The 21453-nt window shown below is 73.1% G+C and carries 22 protein-coding genes and 1 pseudogene; 9 read left to right on the top strand and 14 right to left on the bottom strand.

Annotated elements, in window-relative coordinates:
- Nucleotides 1–131 precede the first annotated feature (131 nt).
- Both DFP74_RS06635 and DFP74_RS06630 read right to left on the bottom strand, forming a co-directional pair.
- The gene (locus tag DFP74_RS06635) at nucleotides 132–2066 is read right to left on the bottom strand and encodes a molybdopterin oxidoreductase family protein (protein WP_121180892.1); all 1935 of its coding nucleotides are present in this window, start codon (nucleotides 2064–2066) and stop codon (nucleotides 132–134) included.
- Nucleotides 2067–2184: 118 nt separating this feature from the next.
- Nucleotides 2185–3162 carry a 2-dehydropantoate 2-reductase gene (locus DFP74_RS06630; protein WP_121180891.1) on the bottom strand — a complete coding sequence of 326 codons (978 nt, stop codon included), beginning with the start codon at nucleotides 3160–3162 and terminating at the stop codon, nucleotides 2185–2187.
- Between the two features lie 80 nt (nucleotides 3163–3242).
- Here DFP74_RS06630 and DFP74_RS06625 point away from each other — a divergent pair, with 80 nt between their 5' ends.
- The 3 genes from DFP74_RS06625 (at nucleotide 3243) to DFP74_RS06615 (ending at nucleotide 5682) form a co-directional block, all read left to right on the top strand.
- The gene (locus DFP74_RS06625; protein ID WP_121180890.1) at nucleotides 3243–4472 is read left to right on the top strand and encodes a molybdopterin-binding protein; all 1230 of its coding nucleotides are present in this window, start codon (nucleotides 3243–3245) and stop codon (nucleotides 4470–4472) included.
- A gap of 140 nt (nucleotides 4473–4612) precedes the next feature.
- On the top strand, nucleotides 4613–4945 hold the full coding sequence (locus DFP74_RS06620) for a hypothetical protein (RefSeq protein ID WP_233570838.1): 333 nt from the start codon (nucleotides 4613–4615) through the stop codon (nucleotides 4943–4945).
- Nucleotides 4946–5004: 59 nt separating this feature from the next.
- A complete protein-coding gene (locus DFP74_RS06615; RefSeq protein WP_199725521.1) occupies nucleotides 5005–5682 on the top strand; it encodes a GntR family transcriptional regulator in 678 nt (225 codons plus the stop codon).
- 74 nt (nucleotides 5683–5756) lie between these two features.
- Here DFP74_RS06615 and DFP74_RS06610 read toward each other — a convergent pair whose 3' ends face one another.
- Complete coding sequence (locus DFP74_RS06610) at nucleotides 5757–6560, bottom strand: HAD family hydrolase (RefSeq protein ID WP_199725519.1); 804 nt, start codon at nucleotides 6558–6560, stop codon at nucleotides 5757–5759.
- Between the two features lie 111 nt (nucleotides 6561–6671).
- On the opposite strand from DFP74_RS06610, the gene DFP74_RS06605 reads away from it, so the two are divergent.
- Nucleotides 6672–7364: an alpha/beta fold hydrolase gene (locus DFP74_RS06605; RefSeq protein WP_121188078.1), complete on the top strand. Its 693-nt coding sequence runs from the start codon at nucleotides 6672–6674 to the stop codon at nucleotides 7362–7364.
- A gap of 10 nt (nucleotides 7365–7374) precedes the next feature.
- Nucleotides 7375–8281, top strand: a pseudogene (locus DFP74_RS35120) (phosphorothioated DNA-binding restriction endonuclease).
- A 21-nt stretch (nucleotides 8282–8302) separates the two neighbouring features.
- Here DFP74_RS35120 and DFP74_RS06595 read toward each other — a convergent pair.
- The 7 genes from DFP74_RS06595 to DFP74_RS06565 all read right to left on the bottom strand — a co-directional run bounded on the left by DFP74_RS06595 (nucleotide 8303) and on the right by DFP74_RS06565 (nucleotide 15209).
- A complete protein-coding gene (locus DFP74_RS06595) occupies nucleotides 8303–9178 on the bottom strand; it encodes an STM4011 family radical SAM protein (protein ID WP_121188077.1) in 876 nt (291 codons plus the stop codon).
- Nucleotides 9179–9273: 95 nt separating this feature from the next.
- Complete coding sequence (locus tag DFP74_RS06590) at nucleotides 9274–10617, bottom strand: STM4012 family radical SAM protein (protein ID WP_121180889.1); 1344 nt, start codon at nucleotides 10615–10617, stop codon at nucleotides 9274–9276.
- Nucleotides 10614–11441, bottom strand: a complete 828-nt coding sequence (locus tag DFP74_RS06585) for an STM4013/SEN3800 family hydrolase (RefSeq protein WP_121188076.1) — start codon at nucleotides 11439–11441, stop codon at nucleotides 10614–10616. The genes DFP74_RS06590 and DFP74_RS06585 overlap by 4 nt, the downstream gene beginning before the upstream one ends.
- A 48-nt stretch (nucleotides 11442–11489) precedes the next feature.
- Complete coding sequence (locus tag DFP74_RS06580; protein ID WP_121180888.1) at nucleotides 11490–12611, bottom strand: STM4014 family protein; 1122 nt, start codon at nucleotides 12609–12611, stop codon at nucleotides 11490–11492.
- The gene (locus DFP74_RS06575; protein ID WP_121180887.1) at nucleotides 12608–13588 is read right to left on the bottom strand and encodes an STM4015 family protein; all 981 of its coding nucleotides are present in this window, start codon (nucleotides 13586–13588) and stop codon (nucleotides 12608–12610) included. Before DFP74_RS06575 ends, DFP74_RS06580 begins: the two co-directional genes overlap by 4 nt.
- 77 nt (nucleotides 13589–13665) lie before the next feature.
- Nucleotides 13666–14700: an STM4015 family protein gene (locus DFP74_RS06570; RefSeq protein ID WP_121180886.1), complete on the bottom strand. Its 1035-nt coding sequence runs from the start codon at nucleotides 14698–14700 to the stop codon at nucleotides 13666–13668.
- A 35-nt stretch (nucleotides 14701–14735) separates the two neighbouring features.
- A complete protein-coding gene (locus tag DFP74_RS06565; protein WP_121180885.1) occupies nucleotides 14736–15209 on the bottom strand; it encodes a MerR family transcriptional regulator in 474 nt (157 codons plus the stop codon).
- A gap of 69 nt (nucleotides 15210–15278) precedes the next feature.
- Between DFP74_RS06565 and DFP74_RS06560 the strand changes: the two genes are divergently transcribed.
- From DFP74_RS06560 to DFP74_RS06550, 3 genes are all read left to right on the top strand, one after another.
- A complete protein-coding gene (locus DFP74_RS06560; RefSeq protein ID WP_121180884.1) occupies nucleotides 15279–15869 on the top strand; it encodes a class I SAM-dependent methyltransferase in 591 nt (196 codons plus the stop codon).
- A gap of 71 nt (nucleotides 15870–15940) precedes the next feature.
- Nucleotides 15941–16732, top strand: a complete 792-nt coding sequence (locus DFP74_RS06555) for a bifunctional 2-polyprenyl-6-hydroxyphenol methylase/3-demethylubiquinol 3-O-methyltransferase UbiG (RefSeq protein ID WP_121180883.1) — start codon at nucleotides 15941–15943, stop codon at nucleotides 16730–16732.
- Between the two features lie 137 nt (nucleotides 16733–16869).
- Nucleotides 16870–18105 carry a phosphatidylserine/phosphatidylglycerophosphate/cardiolipin synthase family protein gene (locus tag DFP74_RS06550; protein ID WP_233570834.1) on the top strand — a complete coding sequence of 412 codons (1236 nt, stop codon included), beginning with the start codon at nucleotides 16870–16872 and terminating at the stop codon, nucleotides 18103–18105.
- 90 nt (nucleotides 18106–18195) lie between these two features.
- On the opposite strand, the gene DFP74_RS06545 is transcribed toward DFP74_RS06550, so the two are convergent.
- The 4 genes from DFP74_RS06545 to DFP74_RS06530 all read right to left on the bottom strand — a co-directional run bounded on the left by DFP74_RS06545 (nucleotide 18196) and on the right by DFP74_RS06530 (nucleotide 20503).
- Nucleotides 18196–18402, bottom strand: coding sequence for a calcium-binding protein (locus tag DFP74_RS06545; RefSeq protein ID WP_121180881.1), 207 nt, complete (start codon nucleotides 18400–18402; stop codon nucleotides 18196–18198).
- Nucleotides 18403–18528: 126 nt separating this feature from the next.
- Entirely contained in the window at nucleotides 18529–18969 is a 441-nt protein-coding gene (locus DFP74_RS06540; RefSeq protein ID WP_147453824.1) for a hypothetical protein, read from the bottom strand.
- Nucleotides 18970–19069: 100 nt separating this feature from the next.
- Nucleotides 19070–19276 (bottom strand): hypothetical protein, encoded by a 207-nt coding sequence (locus tag DFP74_RS06535; protein WP_121180879.1) that lies wholly within the window; start codon nucleotides 19274–19276, stop codon nucleotides 19070–19072.
- Nucleotides 19277–19582: 306 nt separating this feature from the next.
- A complete protein-coding gene (locus tag DFP74_RS06530; protein ID WP_121188075.1) occupies nucleotides 19583–20503 on the bottom strand; it encodes an NmrA/HSCARG family protein in 921 nt (306 codons plus the stop codon).
- 127 nt (nucleotides 20504–20630) lie between these two features.
- On the opposite strand from DFP74_RS06530, the gene DFP74_RS06525 reads away from it, so the two are divergent.
- Entirely contained in the window at nucleotides 20631–21053 is a 423-nt protein-coding gene (locus tag DFP74_RS06525; RefSeq protein WP_233570833.1) for a MerR family transcriptional regulator, read from the top strand.
- The last annotated feature ends 400 nt before the right edge of the window (nucleotides 21054–21453 follow it).

Here is a 21453-nt window from a genome sequence, read left to right as displayed (position 1 = left end):
CCGGCCCCGCGCGTTCCGTGTGCGGCGGTCGGCCCCCGCGGCCCGTCCTCGGACGGGCCGCGGGCAGCCCGCCACCGCCGGGGCCATCATCGGGCCCCGGCGGGCGGCGGCTCCGACCGCGGAGTGGCGCCTCAACGGGCGGAGACCGGCTCCTCGGCGCCCTGCTGGACCCGTTCGATGTTCACCGCGGCGGCCTTGTACTCGGCCGTCCCGGCGATGGGGTCCGTGGCGTCGATGGTCAGCAGCTGGGTGTCCACCTGGTCCGGGAAGTGGAAGGTCATGAACACCAGCCCCGGGCGCATGGAGTCGCTGATGGAGACCGGCACCAGGACCGAGCCCCGGCGCGAGGACACCCGGACGACCTCCCCGTCCGTCACGCCGAGCTTGGCCGCGTCCTCGGGGGACAGGTCCAGCAGCTCGCCGCGGCGCAGCGGCGACGAGAATCCGCCGGTCTGGACGCCCGTGTTGTAGTCGTCCAGGCGTCGGCCGGTGGTCAGCCGGAAGGGGAAGTCCTCGTCCAGCAGGTCGACGGGCGGCGAGTGGCCCACGATGCCGAACGGCGCGGGTTCGCCGCGCTCGGCCGGATCCTGGGCCCACAGCCGCTGGTGCAGGAAGGTGGGCTCCAACTGGTCCTCGGAGTAGCAGGGCCACTGGATGCCCTGGTGCTCCTCCAAACGGGCGTAGCTCATGCCGCGGTGCATGGGCGAGAGCGAGCGGACCTCGTTCCAGATGTCCTCGGCGGCGGGCCGCTCCCAGTCGTAGCCGAGCCGGGTGGCCAGGTCGCACATGATCTCGATGTCGTCGCGGGCGCCCTCCGGCGGGTCCAGGGCCTTGCGGACGAGCTGCACCCGGCGCTCGCTGTTGGTGAAGGTCCCGTCCGACTCGCACCAGGACGCGCTGGCCGGCAGCACCACGTCGGCCAGCTCGGCGGTGCGGGTCAGGAAGATGTCCTGCACGACCAGGTGGTCGAGGTTGCGCAGGCGCCGCGTGGTCTTGTGGGTCTCGGGCTCGGACTGCACCGGGTTCTCCCCGATGACGTAGAGCGTCTTGAGCTCCGACTCCTCCATGGCCTCGAACATCTGGGTCAGGGTCTTGCCCTTGACGCCCTGGATCGGCCGCCCCCACACCTTCTCGAAGTTCGCGCGCACCTCCGCGGACAGGATGTCCTGGAAGCCGGCGAGACGGTCGGGGATGGCGCCCATGTCGCCGCCGCCCTGCACGTTGTTCTGGCCGCGCAGCGGGTTGAGCCCCGAGCCGTGCCGACCGACGTGGCCGGTGAGCAGGGCGAGGTTGATGAGGGCGCGGACGTTGTCAGTGGCGTTGTGGTGCTCGGTGATGCCGAGCGTCCAGCACATCTGGGCGCGTTCGGCGCGGGCGTAGGCGTGGGCCAGCTCGCGGATGGCCTCCGCGGGCACGCCGGTCTCGGCCTCCGCGGCGCTGAGCGTCCACGGTTCGACCAGTTCCCGGTACTCCTCGAACCCGCTCGTGGCGCGCTGGACGAAGGTCTCGTTGGCCAGTCCCGCGTGCAGGATCTCGCGGGCGATGGCGTGCGCGAGCGGGATGTCGGTGCCCACGTTGAGGCCGAGCCAGCGGTCGGCCCACTCGGCCGTGGAGGTGCGGCGGGGGTCGACCACGTACAGCCGGGCCCCGTTGCGCACCCCCTTGAGCACGTGCTGGAAGAAGATCGGGTGGGCGAAGCGGGGGTTGCCGCCCCAGATGACGATGAGGTCGGTGTCCTCGACCTCGGCGTAGGAGGAGGTCCCCCCGCCGGAGCCGAAGGCGGCCGAGAGCCCCGCGACGCTGGGGGCGTGGCAGGTGCGGTTGCAGGAGTCGACGTTGTTGGTGCCGATGACGACGCGCGTGAACTTCTGCGCGATGAAGTTCATCTCGTTGGTGGCACGGGCGCAGGAGAGCATCCCGAAGGAGTTGGGTCCGTGCTCCTCGACACCGCGGCGGAACCCGGCGGCGGCGCGGTCCAGCGCCTCCTCCCAGGAGGCCGGGCGCAGTTCGCCGCCGTCGCGGACGAGGGGTCGGGTGAGGCGGTCGTAGGGGGCGGAGAAGTCCATGAGGGCCCTCGCTTGGTGGTCGTGGCCTTTGGATACTGGATACAGCATGGATCCGAGGCGGACAAGGGTCTGGGCCGCCGGGCGTGGGACGCCGCGGCCACGCGCTGGTCGGCGGGCGTCAGGACGCCGCGGCCACGCGCTGGTTCAGCAGCCCCGCGACGGCGTCGACCGCGCGGAGCGTCGGGACGGGGGCGCCGGTCAGGTCGGCGAGTTCGACGACGGCGGACAGGATCACGTCGAGTTCCATCGTGCGCCCGCGTTCGAGGTCGTGCAAGGTCGAGGTGCGGTGGTCTCCGGTGCGTTCGGCGCCGGCCAGCCGCCGGTCGATCGACACGGTCGGACGCACGCCCACCCGCTCGGCGACGTCCAGGGTCTCGTTCATCATCGTGCGGGCGAGTTCGCGGGTGGAGCGGTTGCGGCAGATCTGCGCCATGGTCGACCGGGTCAGCGCGCTGAGGGGGTTGAAGACGATGTTCCCCATGAGCTTGACCCAGATGTCCTCCCGCAGGTCGTGCTCGACGGGGCACTTGAGCCCGCCGGCCTCCATCGCGGCCGAGAGTTCGCGGCACCGCGCGGAGTCCGAGCGGTCCGGCTCGCCGATGGAGAACCGGGTCCCCTCGATGTGCCGGATCACCCCCGGAGCCTCGATCTCGGTGGCCGCGTAGACCACGCAGCCGATGGCGCGCTCGACCGGGATGACGCGGCTGACCGCGCCTCCGGGGTCCACGCTCTCGATCCGGTGCCCGGCCAGCGGGCCCTCGACGCCGTGGAAGTACCACCACGGGACGCCGTTCTGCGCCGCGACGACCGCCGTGTTCGGGCCGAGCAGCGGGCGGAGCAGGGGGCCGCAGTCCGCGTAGTACTGCGCCTTGAGTCCGAGGAAGACGATGTCGACCGGGCCGATCTCGGAGGGGTCGTCGGTCGCGTGCGGGTGCGCGGTGAAGTCGCCGCGCGGGCTGAGGACCCGGACGCCGTTCTCGCGCATGGCCCGCAGGTGTTCGTTGCGGGCGACGAGGTGGACGTCGGCGCCACCTCGGTGTAGGGCGGCGCCCGCGTAGGCTCCGATGGCGCCGGCGCCCAGGACTGCGATTCGCATGAGCAACTCCTTCCCATTCACATACTGTATACAGTATTCTCCAAGAATCGCCATACCCCTCAGCGGCAGGGAGAGAAGGAATGCTCGACGCGGACGGTTCGGAAACTTCTCCGCTTATTCACGTCCGAGCCCGTCCCCACGGGTCCCTGTCCTGGGGCGCGGCGCGTGACGCCGCGCGCGCGACCGGCGCCGAGGGCGGATCGCCCACGACCGAGGTGCCGCTTCCGGCGGCCCTCGGTGCCGTTCTCGGCGCCGACCTCATCTCCGCGATCGACGTACCCGCGCTCGACACCGCCGCGATGGACGGGTACGCGGTGGCGGGGGAGGGGCCCTGGGCCGTCCTGGGCCGTTCGCTGGCCGGGCGCCACGCGCCGGTCGCCCGCCTGCGCCGCGGTGAGGCGTTGGAGATCGCCACCGGGGCCGTCGTCCCCGACGGCACGCTCGCCGTCCTGCCGTACGAGGAGGCGGAGGCGGCCGACGCCGTCGTGTACGGGGCCTGCGTCCCCGGACGGCACATCCGGCGGCGCGGGGAGACCGTCCCGGCCGGCGCGTCGGCGGCCCGGCGCGGCGCCGCGGTCACCCCCGCCCTGCTCGGACTCGCGGCCGGGCTCGGCCTGGACGTCCTGCCCGTCCTGCGCCCGGTGGTCCGGGTGCTGATCACGGGGGACGAGATCGTGCACTCCGGCCGGCCGCGCCCGGGGGCCGTGCGCGACGCCATCGGCCCCGTGCTGCCCGGGCTGGTCGCCTGGGCCGGCGGACGGTGCGAGGAGCCCCGGGCCCTGCCCGACGGCCGCGCCGCCCTGACCACCGCCCTGGCCGACCTGCCCGGCGACCACGTCGCCGCGGTCGGCGGCTCGTCCTCGGCGGGGCCGGCCGACCACCTGCGCGCGGCGCTCGGCGAGCTCGGCGCCAGGATCGTGGTCGACGGCGTGGCCTGCCGTCCGGGCCACCCGCAGCTGCTCGCGGTCCTGCCCTCGGGCGCCGTCGTCGTCGGCCTGCCGGGCAACCCCGGGGCCGCCCTGGCCGCCGCGCTCACGCTGCTCGTTCCCGTGCTGTGCGGGCGCACCGGACGCCGCGACCCCGCGCACGGCGGGCGCCGGGCCCGGCTCTCGGCGGCGACCCGTCCCCACCCCGTCGACACCCGTCTGCTGCCGGTCCGGGTGCACGGCGACCTCGCCGTGGAGATCGAGGCCCGGGGCTCGGCCGACCTGCGCGGGGCCGCCGCCGCGGACGCCCTGGCGGTCCTGCCGCCCGAGGCGGAAGCGGCCGCGGCCGAGGGCACGGTCGAACTTGTGGCGGTGCCGATGTGACACGCACGAGCATTGTTCTTCGTACACTGTCTGCAGTAAAGGGATCCCGGCACTGAAGGGCCGGGCTGTCACCCCGACGGGTGGAGGCCGCCTTTACCAGACCCAGCCATCACTCATAGGGAGGTGACCTTGATGGCTTCGTGAACACCGTACTGATCGCTCGATGTACCGGGCGCGGCACCTACGCCCTCACCCGCCCCGACACATACGGGTTCCCCCGCCTGAGGCTCCCTCGTGTTAAGGGCTTCTTCTCCTTCGCCACGGGCGACCTGGTGCGCGCTGTGGTCCCCAAGGGCAAGAAGGCCGGAACCCATACCGGCCGCGTGGCAGTGCGCGCTTCGGGCAAATTCAACATGACGACCGCCCACGGCACCGTCCAGGGCATCAACCACCCGCACATGCGTCTGCTCCAACGCGCGGACGGCTACGCCTACGCCAAACAGAAGGAGACGGGTGCTTCCTCCCGGTCCTGAAGGACCGGGTTGCCACACCCAACAAACCGATGACCACGCACGGATCCGGGAGCCGTCCTATGTCCCCCCAGGGATTGAACGCCGCCACGAGTCGGGTCCAGCGCCCGGTGCCGCTTCGGGAGGCCGTGTACGAGGCCATCCTCGACCTCATCACCACCCGCACCCTCTCCCCGGGCCGACACCTGGTCGAGACGGAGCTGGCCCAGACGCTGGGAGTGTCCAGGCAGCCGGTGCGCGAGGCCATGCAGCGGCTCAGCAACGAGGGGTGGGTGGACCTGCGGCCCGGCTACGGGGCGTTCGTGCACACCCCCACCGAGAGCGAGGCCGACCAGCTGCTGGCGGTGCGCTCCCTGCTGGAGACCGACTCCGCCCGCCTGGCGGCCGAGCACGCCACACCCGAGCAGATCGACCGCCTGCGCGAGCTGGTCTCGGTGGGGCGCAGCGCCGCCGAGCGGGCCGAGACCGACGCCGTCGTCGAGGCCAACGCCGACTTCCACCGTACCGTCACCGAGGCCTCCGGCAACCGGGTGCTCGCCGAACTGGCCGGCCAGGTCGACCGCAGGGTCCGGTGGTACTACGCCCCGGTCGCCCGGATCCGGGGCGTGGCCTCCTGGGACGAGCACGAGCGGCTCGTGGACGCGATCGAGGCCGGCGACGCCGACGCCGCGCTGCGGCTGATGGGCGAGCACACCGAGCGCACCCGCCGGACGTACCACGAAGAGGTCGACGGCGTTTGATCGCGCCCTCGCGGGCTGAACGGCCTACCTCCGACCCCGAGGGGCCGTAGGCAGGCACTCGGCCCCGGGGCGGGTCAGAGGTCGGCGAGGAGGCGTTCGACCACCTGGGCCACGCCGTCCTCCTGGTTGGAGGGCGCCCGCAGCAGGCCGAGGGCGGGGTCGAGCAGGCCGGGGTGGCCGCCGGCCATCGCGTAGCCCCGGCCCGCCCAGGTCAGGGCGGGCAGATCGTTGGGCATGTCGCCGAAGGCCACGACCTCCTCGGCCGCCACACCCCATTCCTCGCACAGCAGCGCCAGCGTGCTGCCCTTGGTCACCCCGGGGGCGCTCAGCTCCAGCAGGCTGAAGGCCCCGGAGTAGGTGACCTCCACCAGCGGGCCGACCGCCGTCACGGCGGCCTCGTGCATGAGGTGGACGGGTTCGTCGGGGGAGCGGACCACGAGCTTGGCCACCGGTGCGGCCCGTTCCACCAGCTCTTCGGTGGAGTAGACGAGTTCGCGGTCCCAGAGGGTCATGGGGCCCGGCTGGTAGGCGGGCTCGTGGAAGAACGCCGTGCCGGTCTCCACGCCGAAGCCCGGCGAGGGCAGGGCCTGGGCGAGCTTCTCGATGACCATGCGTGTGGTCGTGGCGCCGATCGCGCGGAAGCAGTCGGTGCCGTCGGCGGCCCGGTAGTGGGAACCGTTGCTCCAGACCACGGCGGCGCAGTCGAGCTGGTCGGAGACGATGTCGGTGGCGCGCCGGGGGCGAGCGGTGGCGATCACCACGCGGGCCCCGGCCTCGACCGCGAGGCCGAGGGCGTGGCGGGAACGGGCGGAGAGGGAGCCGTCGGAGCGGAGGAGGGTGCCGTCGAGGTCGGTCGCGATGACCCGGGGAAAGACCATGCTTCGGATTATGACCGCCGCGGGCGACAGTGCGGGCGGCGGGTTCCCGGCTCGTTCAGCTCCACGCGAACCGGGGTGTCGACGGGGGCGGGAGGTGCCGATGATGACCGCATGGACGTCATCTTCCTGCACGGCACGACGCAGTCCCCGGCCGGATGGGGCCGGGTGAGCGACCGCCTCGACGCACTCGGCCACCGCACGTTCCGGCCCGACCTGAGCACCGACGACCCCGACGCGGTCGCCGCCGACCACCTCGACCTGGTCCGCGGGCAGGTGGCCGCCGACGTGCGCGATCCGGTCGTGGTCGCGCACTCGGGGGCCGGACTGCTGCTCCCCGCGGTGGCCGCGGCGTTGCGGGCCAGGCACACGGTGTGGGTGGGCGCCGCGGTCCCCGACCCGGGCGGTGCGAGTTTCCTGGACCAGATCGCGGCCGCGGGCGAGGAGATCCTCTCCGACGAGTGGCGGACCCTGGCCGAGCCGCCGACGCAGGACCCGGTGACGGCCGCCTACTTCCTCTTCCACGACTGCGACCTCGCGACCCTGCGGTGGGGTCTGTCGACCGTGCGCCTGTGGCACCCGATGGGCCTGTACGGGCAGGCGGCGCAGCGCTTCGACCCGTCGCCGGCCACGTTCGTCCTGCCGGCGCGGGACCGCACCCTGCGGCCGGAGTGGATGCGCCGCGTCGCGCGGGAGCGCCTGGGGGCGCGGGTGGTGGAGGTCGACTCGGGCCACTGCCCCCAGGTCTCCCGTCCCCGGGAGCTCGCGGACCTGGTGCACGGACTGGACGCTCCGCCGACGCCGTAGGCTCCCGGTCATGGACTGGCTCGACCGGATCGCCTCCGTCAGGCGGTGGGGGCAGAACGGCTACCGTGCGCCCCACAAGCCCCTTCTTCTCTTGTACGCCCTCGGCCACCACCAGCGGCACGGGGCACGACCGATCGAGTACGGAGAGGCGGAGCAGGACCTGAACCGGCTCCTCAAGGAGTTCGGCCCGCCCCGGCGGACCACGCCCGCCTACCCCTTCCACCACCTGGCCACCGACGGCTTCTGGACGGTCACGACTGCCGAGGGCGGGCCGTCCCCCGCCGCGAGCCCGACGGCGCTGCGCGGCGCGGGCGCGCGGGGCGCGCTGAGCCCTGACCTGCTCCGGTCGCTGGACACCGAACCCGGGCTGCTGGACCGCATCGCCCACCACCTGCTCGACGCCAACTTCCCGCCGTCCCTGCACGCCGACATCCGGATGCTGGCCGGGCTGACCCTGGACACCGACACCGTGCCGGAGGGTTCCGGCCCGCGTCCGGGGCGGGCGGCGCGATCCCGGCTTCCGGGACGAGGTGCTCACCGCCTATGAGCACCGCTGCGCCTTCTGCGGGTACGAGGGGTGGATCGACGGCCTCACGGTGGGGCTGGAGGCGGCGCACGTGCGCTGGTGGGCGCTCGGCGGTCCCGACGACACGCGCAACGGCCTGTGCCTGTGCTCGCTCCACCACCGCCTCTTCGACCGGGGCGTCCTCGGCCTGTCCGACGACCGCGTCGTCACCGTCTCCACCAGGTTCGTGGGCCGTTCGGCCATGGCCGAGCACGCGGTGCACGCCCTGGCCGACCGTCGCGCGCACGACCCCCAGCCCGGCTACGCGCCGGTCGAGGCCGACCACATCGCCTGGCACCGGCGCGAGGTCTTCCGGGGGCGGCCGCGCGAGCGGGCCGCCGCGGGCGCCTGAACCGCGTCAGGGGAACCGGCGTCAGCGGCCGGGCGGCGGTGGTCGTCCGACCCCGGCCGGCACCCGCTCGACCACGCCGCCGCGGAAGACGTCGTACAGGTCCAGCGACTCCAGGTGCACGTACCCGATGTGGCAGTCGCAGGTGGCCAGCGGGCACGCGCGCCGGCCGATCCGGCCCAGGAACGACCCGTCGTACAGGTTGCCCAGGGGCGTGTCCACGAAGTGGCAGCGGCGGACGTCACCGTCCCCGTTCACCGACAGCACGCTCTCGCCCGTCCGGCAGGGCAGACCCCGGCTCGCGTGCGGGTGGCGGCTGTAGTGGAAGTGCGGGTCGAGGTCCTGCCACGCGGCGGCCTCGTCGTCGGTGTAGGTCCGCCCCTCGGCCGCGTTGACCCACAGGTACACCTCCCGGGGCAGCGCGGCGCGCATCCGGCGCGCCGCCGCCAGGTGCTCCGGCTCGCCCACCACGCCCACGCTGAACCGCACCCCCAGCTCGACCAGGCGCCCTGCCTTGGCGAGGAAGCGCTCGTGGGCGACCTGCCCGGGGTGGTAGGTGGTCCACAGCGCGGCACGGCCGAGGTCGCAGTCGGCGAGCCACTCCACGCGCCCGCTCAGGTTGGTCTGGATCGCCACGCGTTCCACGTGCGGCAGACGGCTGAGCCGGACGATGGCCGCGCGGTACCAGGACCGGACCAGCCCCTCGCCCCACGGCGTGAACAGCACCGAGATCCGGGTCCCGGGATGCTCCCGTTCCTGGTCGGCGACCCAGTCCGTGAAGCGCTCCAGCGCCGCGCGGTCCGCCCGCAGGGTCGACGGGCGGTCACGGCGCTTGGCGAAGGGGCAGTACGGGCAGTCGTAGTCACAGCTGGCCAGCGGTCCCCGGTACAGCAGGGTCAGGTGCGGCGGAAGTCGTCCGGCGTGCGCGGGGCCCGCCGTGCCCGTGGGACCGGCGGTACCTGTGGGGCGGGTGGGGCCTGCCGCGTCCACGGCGCTCACCTGGCCTCGTAGTCGGCCATGAGGGCGACCACCTCGGGGGAGAAGAACAGCGGGCCGATCGCGTCGGAGTGCGCGAGCCCCTCCTCGGTCAGCCGCACCGAGGCCGCCGCGCCCCCACGCGGCAGCCAGCCGCGCTCGGCCAGCTCGGCGAACTCGCCGGGGAAGTCCGCCTCCGGGCGCGCGCCGAACCGGTCGGCGTAGGCGTCGGTGTCCAGCCCCTCCGTCCGCAGCAGCGACTGGAGCACGTGACGGCGGCGCCGCTCGCCCTCGTCGAGTCGGTATCCCACCTCGGCCCGGGAGAGCCCGGCAACGTCGCGGCCCACGAAGTCGGCGATGATCGACCGCACGTGGCCCACCCCCACGGCGTAGTCGAACGAGTAGTGCGTGGCGGAGGTGTAGGACCGCGCCCCGCAACCCAGGCCGACCATGCCGTCGGTCTGGCAGCAGTGGTCGGGGCCCTGCGCCTCCGGGGCGCCGACCCGGCGGAACATCCGCATCGACACCTGCTCGTAGCCGCGTTCGCGCAGGTGGTCGCGCCCCTGGCGGTACAGGTCCAGCCGGTGGTCGTCCCACTCGCGGGCGCGGCGCCCCAGCCCGGTGAGGGGGCGGACGTAGAGCGGGTACAGGTAGACCTCCTCCGGCTCCCACCCCAGCGCGGTGTCCAGTGAGTACGCCCAGGTGCGCGCGTCCTGCCGGTCGATGCCGTAGATGAGGTCGACGTTGAGGCCGGCCCGGGTGTGCTCGCGGATCGCGTTCAGGGCGCGGTCGACCTCGGCTCGCTTCTGCGGCCGTCCCGCCGCGTGGGCCTCGGCATCGAGGAAGCTCTGCACGCCGATGCTGAGCCGGGTGACGCCGCGCTCGGCCAGGACGGCCAGCCGGTCCGGGGTGGCGGTGGCCGGGGATGTCTCCACCGACACCGGGATCGCCGACAGGTCCACGCCGAAGGCGCGTTCGGTGAGGTCGTAGACCCGCACCAGTTCCTCGGCGGTCAGGTACGTGGGCGTGCCCCCGCCGAGCGCGGCGCGGGCGAACGCCGCCCCGTCCGGCAGCGCCGCGGCCACCGTCTCGGCCTGGCGTTCCAGGGCGTCCAGGTAGGCGCTCACCTGCTCGGCCGGGGGCGTGGACCGGGTGAAGAGGTTGCAGAAGCCGCACCGCATCTCGCAGAACGGGATGTGCGTGTACAGCGACAGCGCGCCGACGTCCTCGCCCCGCCACACGTCGGCCAGCGCGGGCGGCTGGGGGAGGGGCCGGTAGGCGCTCTTGTGGGGGTAGGCGTACACGTACGACCGGTAGGGCGAGTCCGGACGCGTCGGCTCGGGGCGCGGGGCGATGACGGTCACAGGGTCTCCGTTCGGACGGTGTGCCCCTGGGGCAGCACCGCGTGGGTGTAGGGGACCGTCCAGACGGTCTCGTGGCCGATCCGGTGGCCGGTGTAGCCGTCCTCGCCGTAGGCGGTGCCGTGGTCCGAGCAGACGATCGCCAGGCACGGGCGGCGGGCGGCCATCGCCTCCAGCAGCGGCGGCAGGTGCCGGTCGACGTACTCCAGGGCGGCGGCGTGGGTGGCGGGGGTGTCGCCGTCCTCGCGGGTCGCCCCGGGCAGGTGGAACCAGTTGGGCTGGTGCAGGGCCGCCACGTTGAGCAGCAGGAACAGCGGCCGGTCCGCCGGCCGTTCGGTGGCGATCCGCACGGCCCGCTCCACCTGGTGCTCGAACGAGTGCGGGTCGGTGACGCCGAACGCCTCCTCCCAGTGGCTCTCCAGGAACAGGTCCGGCAGCACCGACCCCAGCGCGGAGCGGCGGTTGAAGAAGCCCGTGCCCCCGACGCACGCCGTGTGGTAGCCGGCCTCGGCCAGTCCCGTGGCCAGGTCCGGGGCGTCGAAGGTCCAGGTGGTGGGGGCCGTGGACGCGCTGCCGGGGAAGTCGGCGGCGAACAGGCGCGGATGCGGGCCCGGCGCCGCGGGCGTGGGCAGGAAGCCGGCGAGCATCGCCAGATGGGAGGCGTAGGTGAAGCTGGCCGGGGCGTGCCTGCGCTCCCACCCGCCGCCCGGCAGCAGAGACGCCAGGTGCGGGGTGCGCCCGGCCGCGGCCAGCGCGTCGGCGGTGTCGAAGCGCAGCGTGTCCAGGGTGAGCAGCAGGATGTCGTGCGTGCCCACGACCGTGTTCATGTCGAGTTCGGGGGTGGTGGCGGTGTCCATCGGTTCGCTCCGCGGGGATCAGGCGGTCAGGGCGGGGGAGGAGAGGGGGAAGCGGCCCTCGGCCAGGGCGTGCAGCTGTTCGGCGTAGGTGTCGCGGCCCTCGTGCAGCACCCCGGGGAGCAGGTCGCCGAAGGCGTTGACCTCGCACACGGTGAACGCGGACCAGCCGGGGGAGACGAGCAGGTCCACGCCGGCGTGCAGGGTGCGGGGGAAGCACGCGGCGGCGGCCTCGGCGACCTCCATCGCCGCGCTCCAGGCGTGCGGTCCCATGGCGCGGCGCAGGCCCTCCAGGTCACCGCGGGCGTTGCCCAGGTGCAGGTTGGTCAGCGGTGAGCGGGACGAACGCACCACGGTGTGCGTGGCACGCCCCGCGACCACCACGATGCGCAGATCCACCACCGCGCCCTCGAACCCGGCCTTGGGCACCCACCGCTCCACGTGCAGGCCGTCGGGGGCCAGCGCGTCCACCACCGCCGCCACGGCCTCCTCGGTGGTGTAGGTGCGCAGCCGCAGGCAGTTGAACAGCGCCACCGAGCCGTCGTCGGAGCGCACGAGGTCGGCCGAGGTGACCGCGCGGATCCGCCCGCCGGGCGCGGTCGCCAGCGCGATCACCCCGGAGGCGGACGAGCCGTGCGCGGGTTTGACGAACACCCGGTGCCAGCCCCGCTCGGCCATCGCCGCGCGCAGTGACGCGTATCCGGTGACCGGTCCCTCCAGCGCGGGGGCCACCGGCACCCCGGCCGCCGCCAGCCGCGCGTGGCAGCGCCGCTTGTCGCACATGTCGACGAGGTCCGCGGGCTCCTGGAGCAGGCGGGCGCCGGGCGTGGCGGCGACCGAGTCGGCCAGCCGTGCCAGGGCCGCACGGAACCCGGCGTGCTGCTCGGCGCTCCCCTCCGCCCGGTGGAGGTCGGGCGCCCGCGGCAGGCCGCGCAGCAGCCGAGCGGTCTCGGCGTCCTCACCGTGGGAGTCCACCCGCACGAGGGCGCGGGCGGGCAGGTCCACGGGTCCGACGGCCAGGTCGTGCCAGGGGACCACCACCGGGTCGGCCGGCCCGGCGCCGCGGGCGGCGGCGGTGAACAGCTCCAGGCGGCGGTGACCGGGCACGCCCACGACGGCCAGGGGCCGCTCCAGCGCGCTCACTCGCCGACCGAGGGGAAGTAGTAGGTCCGGCCGTTCGACACGTACGGCTTCTCCCGGCCGGAGACGTCGACCTCGACCCCCGCGGCCGTGAACCTCGCGCTCATCCGCGCCGCCATGCCCTCCGACAGGAAGTGGTGGTGCAGGTCCAGCCGCCTGAGGTGACGGAGGCCGGGGGTGTCCCTGAGGACGCGGGCGCCCTCGTCCGTGAGGGTGCCCAGGGACAGGTCGAGCGTGTCCAGCCCGGCGAGGACGGGGGCGTCGGCCAGCGCCGGGATCCACGTGTCGAGCTTGTCGGCGTTGCGCAGGCCCAGCGAGCGCAGGCCGGGGAAGGCCTCGCCCGACAGGACCGGCGCCAGGTCGTCGAGGGTGGTGTCGTTGCCCTGGTCCTCCGTGCCGAGCCACAGTTCCAGGTGTTCCAGGGCGGGCAGGTCCGCGGCGGCGATGTCACGGACGACCCGGCCGGGCAGGCCCGCGGACTGGACGGTGAGGCGGCGCAGGTGCTCGTGGCGGCCGATGGCCAGACCCAGGTCCTCGCTTCCGCGCACGGTGAACTCGGTGAGCGCGGGGAACGCGGCCAGCAGCGGAGCCAGGTCGACCTGGACGATCCAGGAGATCTCGTACTCCTCCTGGAGGATCTCGCCGAAGAACAGGGCCCGCAGGTCCGGCAGGCGCGGGACGAGGGCGGTCAGCGCGTCGCGGACCGCGGCCGCCTGGAACGCGAAGTCGTCGTCCGCGATGTTGCCGACGACGATCGCCCGCACCGAGGACAGGTCCACCGACCCGGCGAACCGTTCGAGGTAGGCGGACAGGTGCGCCTCCTCGTACTCCTCCGGGTCCTCCATCCGCAGCCGCCAGGCCACCGACGCCGGATCCTTCAGGGCGGCCGCCGGCACGGGGGCGTCGTCCCACGCGTCGGGTTCCGGGACCTGGACGACCGGGAGTCCGGCGAACTCGGTGGCGTGGAACGAGTTGGGCATGGCGTCTCTCCTGGCTTGAGGCGGTGGGGCGGGGCGGATCCCGTTCTAGCAGGCCGCGAGGACGCGACGGTTCCCGGCTACTCGCCGACCGCGGGGTAGTAGGGCTGGACGGCATCGAGGAACTCCTCCCAGGTCTCGTCCTCCTCCCTGTCCTCGCCGCTCTCGAATGAGTCGTCCAGGTCCTGCGGGTGGGACAGGTCGAGCTCCGTCCCGTGCGCGGCGAAGGCCGCGCGCAGCTCCTCGCGCACGCCTTCGGAGAGGAAGGAGTGGTGCAGGTCCAGGCGCTCCAATCCGTAGAAGGCCGGGGTGTCCATCAGAACCCGCGCACCCCGGTCGGTGAGGGTGCCCAGGGACAGGTCCAGGGCGCGCAGCCGGGGCAGGAGGGGCGCCTCGGCCAGGGCGCGGACCCAGGTGTCGGTCGCCTCCGTGGAGCGCAGGCCGAGCGAGCGCAGCCGGGGGAAGGCCCTCCCGGACAGGACCTCGGCCAGGACGTGGGGATCGGTGCCGCAGCCGTAGTTCCTCATCCCCAGGACGAGCTCCAGGTGCTCCAGCTCCGGCAGGCGCGAGGTCACGACGTCCCGCGCGGTCTCGGCCGCCAGGCCCCCGGTCTCCAGGCCGAGCCGCCGCAGGCACGTGTGCTCGGCGACGTGCAGGCGCAGGTTCTGGCCGCCCCTGGCGGTGAACTCCGTGAGCAGGGGGAAGGCGGTCAGCACCGGCGACAGGTCCTCCTGCCCGATCCAGGAGATGTGCAGCTCCTCGTCGGTGATGTCGCCGAAGAACAGCGAGCGCAGCGCCGGGAACCGGTCGGCGTGGGCGACGAGCAGGTCGCGAACGACGGTCGGCGGGGTCGTCTCGAAGGCGTAGTCCCAGGCGCCGATGACCAGGGCGCCGATCCGGCCGGTGTCGACCTCGGCCAGGAACCGCCGGAAGTAGTCCTCGAACGGCTCCTCGTCGTCGGTAGCCCACATGTCGACCCGCAGCCGCCAGGCGACCGCGGCGGGGTCGGCCAGGGCGGAGGGGAGGCCGGGCGAGGGGTGGTCCGCGTTGCTCCGCGAAGGGAACTCGACGACCGGTAGCCCGGCGAACTCGGTGAGGTGGTGATCGTTCAGCACTCGGGCTCCTCGGCAGGGGGTGGTCGAGCATCTTTCTACCGGTCGGGGACGACACGGCCGCCACCGAAGGGTTCGCGCACACAGACGGGCGGACCGGCCGCCGGGTTCCCCGGAGTCCGGCAGTCGTGCAGGATCTCCCGCATCCGGGAGCAGGCGAGGAAGTCCTCGTGCGGGCAGTCGACGGCGTGCGCCACGAGGTCCCGGGCCGACCGCAGCCGCTCGATCCGCTCGTCCAGCTCGGCCAGGAACGCCGTGAGCCGGTCGCGGCGCGCGGGGCCGTCGGGGGCCTCGACCACCGCGCGGATCTGGTCCAGGCCGAGCCCGGCCGCCTTGGCCTGGAGGATCAGGGCCACCCGGAACCGGTGGTCGTCGGTGTACCGCCGCCGGTCGCCCACCCGCCGGGCCGGATGGAGCAGCCCCACCGACTCCCAGTGGCGCAGGACGTGGGTGGCCAGACCGAAATCCCCCGCCAGTTCGCCGATCGTCAGTTCGCCCTCGCTTGACTTCATGTCGACATTAACTTCCACACTGATCCTGAGGTCAAGGGCCGGCGGGGCCCGACCACCACGGAGGCGGACATGGACGAGCGGACCACGACTACGCGACGGCAGTGGGACCGGATGGCGGCCGGCTACGCCCGGGGCGCCGGCCTCGACCGCCGGCTGCTGGGCCGCACCCGCGCGGTGCTGTGCGGCGGCGCCCGGGGCCGCGTCCTGGAGGTCGCGGTCGGCACGGGGAACGACCTTCCCTACTACCCGCCCGGCACCGACCTCACCGTCGTGGACCTGAGCCCGGGCATGCTCGCCCGCGCCCGGACACGGGCGCAGGCGGCGGGGATCGACGCCGTCCTCGTGGAGGGGGACGCCCAGGACCTGCCCTTCGCCGACGGCGAGTTCGACTCGGTGGTCTGCGCGCTCGCGCTGTGCACCATCCCCGACCAGCGCGCGGGCCTCGCCGAGATGTGGCGGGTGCTGCGCCCCGGAGGGCGGCTCGCGCTCGTCGACCACGTCGAGTACACCCGCTGGCCGCTGCGCGGGCGCGAACAGCGCAAGGCGCGCCCCCGGCGCAGGCCCCTGGACGTCGCCGTCGAGGTCGGCTTCGAGATCGACCGCCACGACCGCCTGGCGCTCGGCCTCCTCGACCTGGTCATCGCCCACCGGCCCGCCTGAACCGCGGAGCGGTCGGCGAAACACCGGGCGGGTGACGGGATTCGCGGCCCCGGCGGTGTGAAAGTGGTGCCATGGCTACGCACAGCGAACTCCGCGACTTCTGGGAGCGCCGCCTCGAACGGGACTGGACCGAGAGCGGCGTCGGATACCGGGCCCTTGGGCGGCCCTTCAACACGTGGATGTACCGGGTCCGGGAGGAGGTGTTCCTCCGGGAGGCCGGGCGCCTGGACGTGTCCGGGTCCAGCGTCCTGGACGTGGGCAGCGGCACGGGTTTCTACGTGCGCCTGTGGGAACGGCTCGGGGCCGCCGACATCACCGGCTGCGACATGACCGACGCCGCCGTCGCCCGGCTGCGCGAACACTTCTCCGACCACCGGTTCGTCCGCCAGGACGCCGCCGACCTCGACGCCTTCGACGACGCCTCGTTCGACGCCGTGTCCTGTATGGACATGCTCTTCCACATCACCGACGACGACCGCTACGCGAGCGCGCTGCACGAGTTCGCGCGGGTCCTGCGCCCCGGCGGGACGCTGGTGCTGTCCGAGAACTGCCTCCAGCGCCCGGAGCAGCGCGGCGAGCACCAGGTGAACCGCACCCTGGAGTGGATCGCGGGCACCGCGAACAAGGCCGGGTTCGACCTCGTCCGCCGTGTCCCCATGCTCATGCTGATGAACGCCCAGGTGGACGCGTCCCTGCCGTGGCGCAAGACCTGGGGCGGCGTGCTGCGCCTGGCCGGCCTGACCGGGGCCACCGGCTGGCTGGCGGGCGCGGCGCTGTACCCGCTGGAACGTCGGCTGGTGCGCACCCGCCGCGAGAGCCCCACCACGGAGCTCCTGGTGTGTCGGCGCCGAGACCAGGGCTGACGCGGAACACGACGCGGGCGTGCGGGTGCTCGGGGGGCCGTCGGGATACGGTGGGAGTCCACTGTGTGCCGGTACGCGGCGGCCCTTCGGCGTCGGGTGTGCCCCGACTCTTCGGGCACCCACCTCGGGAGGCCAGCTTGCGACGTTCCACCCTCATGTCGACGATCAGATGGGGCATCGCCGGGATGGTGGCCGCGCAGGTCACGGTGGCCGCCGTCATCATCTCGATCGGGCACTGGCGCAAGCGCGTGCGCCAGCACCGTGTGGACTTCCCGCGCACCCTGCCGGCCGATCACCCGATCGGCGAGAGCACCGCCACCGTGTACACGTACGGCGAGGACGTGTACACCGACATGCTGGACGCGATCAGGGGCGCGCGGCGCCGGGTCCTGTTCGAGTCCTTCATCGTCAAGAACGACCGGGTCGGCCGCGACTTCAAGCAGGCGCTCGTGGACGCGGCGGCCCGTGGCGTGGAGGTCTACGTCATCTACGACGGCTTCGCCAACCTGGTCGTGCCCCGCCACTTCTTCCACTTCCCGCGGAGCGTGCAGGTCCTGCGGTATCCGGCGTTCCGGCCCGGGGTGCTGCTGCTGAACGTCCGCAAGTCCGGCCGCGACCACCGCAAGATCCTGTGCGTGGACGGCGAGACCGGGTTCGTCGGCGGGTACAACGTGGGCTCGCTGTACGCCACGGAGTGGCGCGACACCCACCTGCGCGTCACCGGCTCGGCCGTGTGGGAGCTGGAGAACGCCTTCTCCGACTTCTGGAACATGCACCGCGCGCCGGGACAGCCCGAGCTGTCCGGGTTCGGCCACACCGAGTGGGACGCGCGGCTGCGCGTGCACCGCAACGTCCCCGAACAGCTCATCTACCCCATCCGGGCGATGTACCTGGAGGCGATCGACCGGGCCCGGGAACGGGTGCTGGTCACCATGGCCTACTTCATCCCCGACCGCGAGCTGCTGCGCGCCCTCACCGACGCCGCCGCCCGGGGCGTGGACGTCAACGTGCTCGTCCCGGAGGAGTCCAACCACGTCCTGGCCGACTGGCTGGCGCGGGGCCAGTACGACCCCCTGCTCCGGGGCGGGGTGCGGCTGTGGCTGTACGAGGACGCCATGGTCCACGCCAAGACCGCCACGGTGGACGGCCACTGGAGCACCATCGGCACGGCCAACGTGGACCGGCTGAGCCTGACCGGCAACTACGAGATCAACGTGGAGCTGTTCGACGAGGGCGTGGCCAAGCACCTGGAGGAGGTCTTCCGCAACGACCTGGGCAACGCCCGCGAGCTCACCCTGGAGGAGTGGAGCGGGCGCCCGTTCGCCGCCAAGTTCAGCGAGATCGTGCTGGCCCCGTGGCGTCCGTTCCTGTGACGTGCGCGCGACCGGGAGCAGGGCGCCCGGTCGGCCCCTGACGCCACGGGCCGCGGTGGGGATGTCGCCCACCGCGGCCCCGCGGCGTGTTCAGGGGTCCCGGCGCGGCGGAGGCGGGACCGGCCCGACGGAGAACAGCGGCTCCGCAGGCGTGCGCCGGGGCCGCGGCCCGCCCCAGTGCTGTGGGCCCGGATGCGGCGTGCGCCGCAGCGCCCCGGCGATGGCCGAGGCGGAGGCGCCGCGCTGGCGCGGCTCATCGTGCGACTGGCCGTCCATGGGCTGGTCCGCGTGCGTCATGGATGCGATGGCCCCCGATGGTGTTTCGGCCGGTCCGGGGACCGGCGACGGTTCTCCCCTCCACCATGGTCGGGGTCCGGGGGCCGCGCTGTCATGACGACACGTCGGTCGGCGAGGGCCCATGTGTCAGGGGCGGTCGGTGTCGCGGACGAAGGTGAGGTCGAAGTCCTTGCGCCAGGTGTGCCCCTCGTCGTCGGAGGCCTCCCACCGGCCCTTGATGACGTCCCCGCCGAGTTCGGACAGGAAGCGCTGGTGGAAGTCGGGGTCCTCGCGGTTCAGAGTCCAGCCCGCCTCGTCGAAGGTCATCGCGAACCTCCGGGAGACCCCGCGCTCGTCGTGGTAGAGCGCCGTGTACTCCCCACGGGCGTCGCTGTACCCGATGACGAGCTCGAATCCGGGCTGCCCGCCGAGCTCGCAGACCATGACGACGAACGCGTCGGCGAGCCACTCGAAGGTCGCCCGCCCGTGCACCTCGGTCCCCTCCGGTTCGAGGAACCAGGCGTCCGACAGTGTGAGGGTCCAGCTCCCGATGAGTCCGTCCAGCCTGTCCAGGCTCGGATTGCGCAAGGTGACCTCCATGGTCGGTTGTCTCGAAGTATGGACCGCCGAGCGCCGCGAAACCCATCGACACGACACGGCGAGGCCCACCAGCGCCGCGGACCGGGGCTCAGGAGGCGTTGCGGATGATCAACGCCACGAGCAGGATGCTCACGCTCCACACCAGCACCATCCACAGGAAGGGCTTCAGCCGAGAGCCGTCGGGAGCGGGGGACTCCTCGACCGGGGCGACGGTCGGGGGCCGGTACACCCCGCGTGCGGCGGCCGCGTGCTCCTCCACCCGGGTGCGGCGCAGGGTGGTGCCCTGCACGGTCACCGCCTCGTCCTCGGGGACTGGAGGGGTTCCATAGCGTGGCCTTCGCGCCGGAGGGAGTGATGCGCCGATGATGCCAGCCCTCGTTCGCGCGGCGAAAGGGAGCGTCGCCGAGCGCGGCCGGTGGGGCGCGCAGGGGGTGGAGCGCGGATGGCGGAGCGCGGATGCGGTCGCGGAGGGCTTCCGCGAACCCGGATGATCGGTGGAGACGGAGAAAGCCCCGTGGGCCACGACCTGGATGGCGGCCCACGGGGCTCTTCGCTTCGTGGCTCCGGAGGGCGGGGCGGATCGCCCACGGGGCCTCGTTCTTCAGCGCAGAGCGAAGCCCGTTCCCGGGGAGCGGAGCGCCTCTTCGAGGGGGCCCGCCCCAGGGCCCGCCAACCAGTCCTCGAAGCGCAGCAGGAAGGGGAACTCCGCGCGCAAAGCGTCGAGGTCCGCATTCCCCACCAGCCTGCCGTTGTCGGCGAGTGCCGCCAACTTCCTGAGGACCTCGTCCCGCGCCAGCAGCGTCTCCGGCAGGCGGCTGTAGCTCACCGGCCGGCCTGCGGCATGGGTCAGGTGCCCGGCCAGGGCCGTACCGGTGAGAGCGTCACCGGCGATCTCCATGGTGCGGCCGGCGTAGCGACCGGGTGAGCCGAAGACCACGGCGACGACCCGGCCGATATCGCGTACCGCGACGAACTGGTGGACCCGGCCGGGGCTCATCAGGAAGGAGAGGTACCCCCGGTCGAGGCCCATCCCGGGTCGCACCAGGATCTCCATGAACGTGGCCGGCCGGATGATGGTGGCGGCGATGTCCAGATCCCGGACATGGTCCTCGATACCGCCCTTGACGTCGAGATGAGCGACGCCCGTCGGGGTCGGCCCCACAGCGACCGTCGAGCTGTAGACGAGGTGGGCGACACCGCGTTCCTCGGCGATGTCGGCCACCGTCGTGCCGAAGCGGGCCTCGTCCTCGTCGGTCACGCCCGCGTCGGCCTGACCGGAGTTCGGCTGGACGCTGAAGACGCCATGAGCTCCGGAGAAGGCCGCTCGCAGCGACTCCGGATCGCCGAAGTCCCCGCGAACGGTCTGGACGCCGGCGGCGGAGAGAGAGCGGGCGCGGTGGCCGGAGGGATCGCGCACCAGGGCGCGCACCGCCCAGCCGTCGGCCCGCAGTGCTGCGGCGACCGATCCTCCCTGCTGTCCCGTGGCACCCAGGACGACGACGGTCTTGTCTGTGTTGGTCATGCCGGCCACGCTCCGCTCGCCTCGATCACGGCCGTGCTCCTGATGCGCATCGCTTATCCTCCCTGGGGGCTGCAACGTGAGTGGCGCCAGGCTAAGAGCTGACGCCAACGTCAGGTGCAAGTCGGACGTGACACCGAGTCGGGAGGCCGGGGTGCGGATCGGAGAGGTCGCCGCGAAGGCCGGCGTCAGTGTCAGGGCGCTGCGCTACTACGAGCAGCAGGACCTGCTGCGCTCCACCCGGAACTCGGGCGGCCAGCGCCAGTATCCGGCCGGTGCCGTTGAACGGGTCAGGCTGATCCAACGGCTCTACTCCGAGGGCCTGTCCAGCAGAACCATCCGCGAGGTACTGCCGTTCGTCGACTCCGGTGGGGCGCCACCGCAACTGGTGGAGCTGCTCGAGGTCGAACTCGATCGCCTCGACCAGCAGATGACGGACCTGCGGCAAGCACGCGACCGGCTGCACTCCTGCATCACCGAGGCGCATGAGCAGGACCCGCACCCTCTCCACCTGCCCGCCGGTCCCCCGCACGGAACAGGACGTGAATCCTGAGTCACCGGGCGAAGGACCGGGCAGACGGCCGACACGTCGGCGACACCACACGCGTGTGCGGTCAGACGTCGACGCCTCGGGGGTTCCGTGCCGTAGGAGGCGTGTTCGTGGTCCTCGGCGAAGGGGATGACCGACGTAATGGCGCCCGCCGGTCGGTCGGTCTCGCCCTCGGGGTACGCCGGTCCGAGGCACTGCTGCGCTGGTCCCGCGTCCAGGGGATCTGTGAGGACTGCCGACTGCACGAAGGATCGCCATCGGCGGCCCTGACCGAAGAACTGTCCAGGGCACCACATCGAACGCTGCGTCGAGGGGTGCAAGGTGAAATCTCACTGGTGCCCGCCGGTGAAACGACCCTGTTCGCAGGACTGCGGCGCGCACGCGCGCGAGTGCCCGCAGCGCA

The sequence above is a fragment of the Nocardiopsis sp. Huas11 genome (assembly GCF_003634495.1).
Taxonomy (GTDB): Bacteria; Actinomycetota; Actinomycetes; order Streptosporangiales; family Streptosporangiaceae; genus Nocardiopsis.
This window is presented reverse-complemented; position numbering and strand designations above follow the sequence as displayed.

Bases quoted from the DNA above. Each gene is read 5' to 3' on its own strand.
- DFP74_RS06565 (WP_121180885.1), bottom strand. From the start codon at position 15,209: ATGAAGTCAAGCGAGGGCGAACTGACGATCGGCGAACTGGCGGGGGAT.
- DFP74_RS06560 (WP_121180884.1), top strand. From the start codon at position 15,279: ATGGACGAGCGGACCACGACTACGCGACGGCAGTGGGACCGGATGGCG.
- DFP74_RS06635 (WP_121180892.1), bottom strand. From the start codon at position 2,066: ATGGACTTCTCCGCCCCCTACGACCGCCTCACCCGACCCCTCGTCCGC.
- DFP74_RS06630 (WP_121180891.1), bottom strand. From the start codon at position 3,162: ATGCGAATCGCAGTCCTGGGCGCCGGCGCCATCGGAGCCTACGCGGGC.
- DFP74_RS06585 (WP_121188076.1), bottom strand. From the start codon at position 11,441: ATGAACACGGTCGTGGGCACGCACGACATCCTGCTGCTCACCCTGGAC.
- DFP74_RS06615 (WP_199725521.1), top strand. From the start codon at position 5,005: ATGTCCCCCCAGGGATTGAACGCCGCCACGAGTCGGGTCCAGCGCCCG.
- DFP74_RS06610 (WP_199725519.1), bottom strand. From the start codon at position 6,560: ATGGTCTTTCCCCGGGTCATCGCGACCGACCTCGACGGCACCCTCCTC.
- DFP74_RS06545 (WP_121180881.1), bottom strand. From the start codon at position 18,402: ATGACGCACGCGGACCAGCCCATGGACGGCCAGTCGCACGATGAGCCG.
- DFP74_RS06555 (WP_121180883.1), top strand. From the start codon at position 15,941: ATGGCTACGCACAGCGAACTCCGCGACTTCTGGGAGCGCCGCCTCGAA.
- DFP74_RS06625 (WP_121180890.1), top strand. From the start codon at position 3,243: ATGCTCGACGCGGACGGTTCGGAAACTTCTCCGCTTATTCACGTCCGA.
- DFP74_RS06605 (WP_121188078.1), top strand. From the start codon at position 6,672: ATGGACGTCATCTTCCTGCACGGCACGACGCAGTCCCCGGCCGGATGG.
- DFP74_RS06575 (WP_121180887.1), bottom strand. From the start codon at position 13,588: ATGCCCAACTCGTTCCACGCCACCGAGTTCGCCGGACTCCCGGTCGTC.
- DFP74_RS06530 (WP_121188075.1), bottom strand. From the start codon at position 20,503: ATGACCAACACAGACAAGACCGTCGTCGTCCTGGGTGCCACGGGACAG.